Raw genomic sequence first — 4,910 nt, 5'->3', positions numbered from 1 at the left:
GGCTTCCTCCTAAAAGAAAGCCTTGAATCACGTTCAATCTGATTTGAGAATCCCAAGAGTCCACACGGCCTAGGCCGCCGGCCTAGCGGCAGGAACATGAAGCAAAGTGCATGTTCTCGCGTTTTTGACTAGACCCGTCCCAAAACATGCATTATTATGCATGATCAGATAACCAATAACGCACAAGGGTGGCTCATGGCCGGTGAGGATCGCGTGCTCGCAAACGGCGCGAAATACATCGATTTTCAGACCGACCCGTCCCGGTACAGGCATTGGAAGCTCGATGTCGACGGCGAGGTCGCAACCCTGACCATGGACGTCGATGAGAATGCCGGCCTGTTCGAAGGCTACCAGCTCAAGCTCAATTCCTACGACCTCGGCGTCGACATCGAACTCGCTGACGCCGTGCAGCGGCTGCGCTTCGAGCACCCCGATGTGAAGGTCGTGGTGATGCGCTCGGGCAAGAACCGCGTGTTCTGCGCCGGCGCCAACATCCGCATGCTCGCGGGCTCGACGCACGCGCACAAGGTCAATTTCTGCAAATTCACCAATGAGACCCGCAACGGGATCGAGGACTCCTCCGAGAATTCCGGCCAACGCTTCATCACCGTCGTCAACGGCACCGCGGCCGGCGGCGGCTATGAGCTCGCGCTCGCGACCGACCACATCATCCTCGCCGACGACGGCGCGGCCGCCGTGGCGCTGCCGGAAGTGCCGCTGCTCGCGGTGCTGCCGGGCACCGGCGGGCTGACGCGCGTCGTCGACAAGCGCAAGGTGCGCCGCGACCATGCCGACTTCTTTTGCACCATCGAGGAGGGCATCAAGGGCAAGCGCGCGGTGCAGTGGCGCCTCGTCGACGAGATCGCGCCGAACAGCAAGCTGGAAGGCAAGCTCGCCGAGCGCGTCAAGGAATTCGCCGCCAAATCGACCCGCAACGGCAGCGGCAAGGGCATTGCGCTCTCGCCGCTCAACCGCGTGATCGACGAGAACAGCATCCGCTACGGCTTCGTCAGCGTCGATATCGATCGGCCTGCGCGCATCGCGACGATCTCGATCCAGGCGCCGGAGGCTGCGCCGCCTGCCGATGTCGACGGCCTGATCGCGCAAGGCGCCGCGTTCTGGCCGCTGCAGGTCGCGCGCGAGCTTGACGATGCGATCCTGCATCTGCGCATCAACGAGCTTGGGATCGCGATGCTGGTGTTCAAGAGCCACGGCGATCCCGCTCGTGTCGCCGCCTATGACGACTTCCGCGAGGCCAACAAGACATATTGGCTGGTCAACGAGATCAGGCACATTTGGAAGCGCGTGCTGAAGCGCATCGACGTCACCTCGCGCACGCTGGTGACGCTGGTCGAGCCCGGCTCCTGCTTCGTCGGCACGCTCGCCGAACTCGTGTTCGCGGCCGATCGCTCCTACATGCTGATCGGCTCGCGCGAGGGCGACAACCGCCCGCCGCCCGCGATCCAGCTCACCGCGATGAATTTTGGACCCTATCCGATGAGCCACGGGCTCACCCGGCTGCAATCGCGCTTCCAGGCCGATCCTGCCGATCTGGAGCGCGCGCGTGGCGCGATCGGCAAGGCGCTCGATGCGGAAGAGGCCGAGGAGCTCGGCCTCGTCACCTTCGCGCTCGACGACATCGACTGGGACGACGAGGTGCGCGTGTTCCTCGAGGAGCGCACCAGCTTCTCCCCCGACGGCCTCACCGGCATGGAAGCGAACCTGCGCTTCGTCGGTCCCGAGACCATGGAATCGAAAATCTTTGCGCGTTTGACCGCGTGGCAGAACTGGATCTTCCAGCGCCCCAATGCGGTCGGCGAAGAGGGCGCGCTGCGCCGCTACGGCACCGGCCAGAAGGCGCAGTTCGATATGACGAGAGTTTAGGGCGAATAGTGAATAGCGAATGGCGAATAGGATTCCATTCGCTACTCGCCATTCGCTATTCGCGAGCGCGTGTTCGGTAGCAAGCTTTGAACGAGATTATCTCCAACGGGAGGTCCCCATGAACATGAACATCATGAACGTCGACTACTCGACCAAGATTCCCAACAACGTGAATCTGTCGGCGGATCGTCAGGTCCTGAAGGCGCTGGAGGGCTGGCATCCCGGCTACATGGACTGGTGGAGCGACATGGGGCCGGAAGGTTTTCAGCAATCGCTGGTCTATTTGCGCACCGCCTATTCGGTCGATCCGCGCGGCTGGGCCAAGTTCGACTACGTCAAGATGCCCGAATATCGCTGGGGCATCCTGCTGGCGCCGCAGGAAGAGAACCGCGTGGTGCCGTTCGGTGCCCATTATGGCGAGCCTGCCTGGCAGGAAGTGCCGGGCGAGCATCGCGCCATGTTGCGGCGGCTGATCGTGATCCAGGGCGACACCGAGCCGGCCTCCGTCGAGCAGCAGCGCCACCTCGGCAAGACCGCGCCCTCGCTCTACGACATGCGCAATTTGTTCCAGGTCAATGTTGAGGAAGGCCGCCATCTCTGGGCGATGGTCTATCTGCTGCAGAAATATTTCGGCCGCGACGGCCGCGAGGAGGCGGATGACCTGTTGCGCCGCCGCTCGGGCGATGCCGACGCACCGCGCATGCTGGGTGCTTTCAATGAGGCGATGCCGGATTGGCTCTCCTTCTTCATGTTCACCTATTTCACCGACCGCGACGGCAAGATGCAGTTGCATTCGCTGGCACAGTCCGGCTTCGACCCGCTGTCGCGCACCTGCCGCTTCATGCTGACGGAAGAGGCGCACCACATGTTCGTCGGCGAAACCGGCATCAGCCGCGTCGTGCAGCGGACCTGCGAGGCGATGCGCGAAGCCGGTATCGAGGATCCGACCGACATCGCGAAAGTGCGGGCGCTCGGTGTGATCGACCTGCCGACCATCCAGAAGAAGCTGAACCTGCACTATTCGCTGTCGCTCGATTTGTTCGGCTCCGAGGTCTCGACCAACGCCGCCAACGCCTTCAACGCCGGCATCAAGGGCCGCTACAAGGAGACGACGATCGATGACGATCATCAGCTCCAGAACTCGACTTATCCGGTGCTGAAACTGATCGACGGCGAGCTCAAGCTGGTCGACGAGCCGGCGCTGACCGCGCTCAACATGCGCCTGCGCGACGACTACACCCAGGACTGCGTGAAGGGCATGCTGCGCTGGAACAAGGTGATCTCGACATCAGGCTACGACTACAAGCTCGCAGTGCCGCACGTCGCCTTCCATCGCGCCATCGGCGAGTTCAAGGACATCGAGGCGACGCCCGAGGGAATCCTGATCGACGCAGCCACCTGGAACAAACGCAAGACTGAATGGTTGCCGACCATCGAAGATGGCGAGTTCATCGCTTCGCTGATGAAGCCCGTCACCGAGATTGGGAAATTCGCCTCCTGGATCTCAGCGCCAAAGGTAGGTATCGACAACAAGCCCGGCGATTTCGAGTATGTGAAGATCGAGTCGTAACCTGGCATTCGGGGAGAAGACGGCATGGACCCCGACCATGACCTTGAAGGGATGGACCGCGACCAACTGGTCGCGGAGGTGAAACGCCTGCGGGCAGGTATCCGCGCGCACCGGGACAGCACTGGTCACGATTTGTGCTGGCATCATCCCGACCTGTGGGGGCTGCTTCCCGAACGGGTTGCGCCGGAGGTTGCCGTCCCGCCATGGCCGAAATTCTTGCGTGGCTGCCTGCGATACCGGGAGGCGCTCGATCGCGAACTGCCCAACGCGCCGCGCGCTGACCACGAATACGAGTGACGCTGCCGCGGGCGATCTTAGTCCCGTAGCCCGGGTGGAGCGCAAGCGTAACCCGGGGCCGCCCGTAAACATCGACTCCGATGTCCCGGGTTTCGCTTTCGCTCCACCCGCTACGAATGCGTACCTCGCTACGAATCCCAGCCGCTGCCCTTGATCCCGGCATTCGCATAGACGATGCCGCCGTCCACCGTGATGGTGGCGCCGACCACATAGTCGCCGGCGCGGGAGGCGAGATAGATCGCAGCACCCGCCATGTCCTCGTCGGTGCCGATCCGGCCCGACGGCACCTTCGTCGCGACCTCCTCGGCATTGTCGCGCGCCGCGCGGTTCAAGTCCGATTTGAACGGCCCCGGCGCGATCGCGGTGACCACCACATGATCGCCGATCAGCTTCACCGCCATCCGCCGCGTCAGGTGGATCAAGCCGGCCTTGCTTGCGGCATAGGAATAGGTCTCCAGCGGGTTGACGAAGATGCCGTCGATCGAGGCGATGTTGATCACCTTCGCCGGCCGCTCGGCGCTTGCGGCCGCGCGCAGCGGCGCCGCCAGCGCCTTGGTCAGGAAGAACGGCGCCTTGACGTTGAGGTTCATCACCTTGTCCCAGCCGCTTTCCGGAAACTCGTCGAAGTCGGCGCCCCATGCCGCGCCGGCATTGTTGACGAGGATGTCGAGCCTCGGCTCGCGCTTCTTGATCTCGGCGGCCAGCATCTCGATGCCGGCGAGACCGGAGATGTCGATCGGCAGCGCGATGCATTCGCCGCCATACTCCGCCGAAAGCTCCTTTGCGGTCTCCTCGCACGGCCCGGCTTTCCGCGCGGTGATGTAGACCTTGGCCGCGCCTTGCGCGAGGAAGCCCGCGGCGATCATCCTGCCGATGCCGCGCGATCCGCCCGTCACCAGCGCAACGCGGCTCTTGAGTGAAAACAGATCCTTGAACATGCGTTCCTCCAAATGTGTTGCCCAAGGTTGTGAAAGGAGCACCGAGACGAGTCAAGAATCCCGTCGTCCCGGCGAAGGCCGGGACCCATACCGCGGAAATCTATCGGTGAAGCGATCCGGTCGACACTTTCCTTACACAGCCGCACCCTGTGGTTGATGGGGTGGACGGCCCCCTACGGCATCAGTTGTGCCAGAATGAGGTTGTCGAAATCTCAAACGAG

At 62.9% G+C, this 4,910-nt stretch carries 4 protein-coding genes; 3 read left to right on the top strand and 1 reads right to left on the bottom strand.

Translation table 11 applies throughout. The features are described from left to right. The first annotated feature begins 195 nt into the window (after nt 1-195). From boxC to AAFX91_RS39105, 3 genes are all read left to right on the top strand, one after another. Complete coding sequence (boxC, locus tag AAFX91_RS39115; protein ID WP_394570061.1) at nt 196-1,884, top strand: 2,3-epoxybenzoyl-CoA dihydrolase; 1,689 nt, start codon at nt 196-198, stop codon at nt 1,882-1,884. Between the two features lie 118 nt (nt 1,885-2,002). Next, nucleotides 2,003-3,454, top strand: a complete 1,452-nt coding sequence (gene boxB, locus AAFX91_RS39110; RefSeq protein ID WP_394570060.1) for a benzoyl-CoA 2,3-epoxidase subunit BoxB — start codon at nt 2,003-2,005, stop codon at nt 3,452-3,454. Between the two features lie 24 nt (nt 3,455-3,478). Then, entirely contained in the window at nt 3,479-3,751 is a 273-nt protein-coding gene (locus AAFX91_RS39105) for a hypothetical protein (protein WP_282532436.1), read from the top strand. Between the two features lie 128 nt (nt 3,752-3,879). Here AAFX91_RS39105 and AAFX91_RS39100 read toward each other — a convergent pair whose 3' ends face one another. Then, on the bottom strand, nt 3,880-4,689 hold the full coding sequence (locus tag AAFX91_RS39100; RefSeq protein WP_282532437.1) for an SDR family oxidoreductase: 810 nt from the start codon (nt 4,687-4,689) through the stop codon (nt 3,880-3,882). Nucleotides 4,690-4,910: the final 221 nt, after the last annotated feature.

The sequence above is a fragment of the Bradyrhizobium sp. 31Argb genome (genome assembly GCF_043638955.1).
Lineage (GTDB): Bacteria > Pseudomonadota > Alphaproteobacteria > Rhizobiales > Xanthobacteraceae > Bradyrhizobium.
This window is presented reverse-complemented; position numbering and strand designations above follow the sequence as displayed.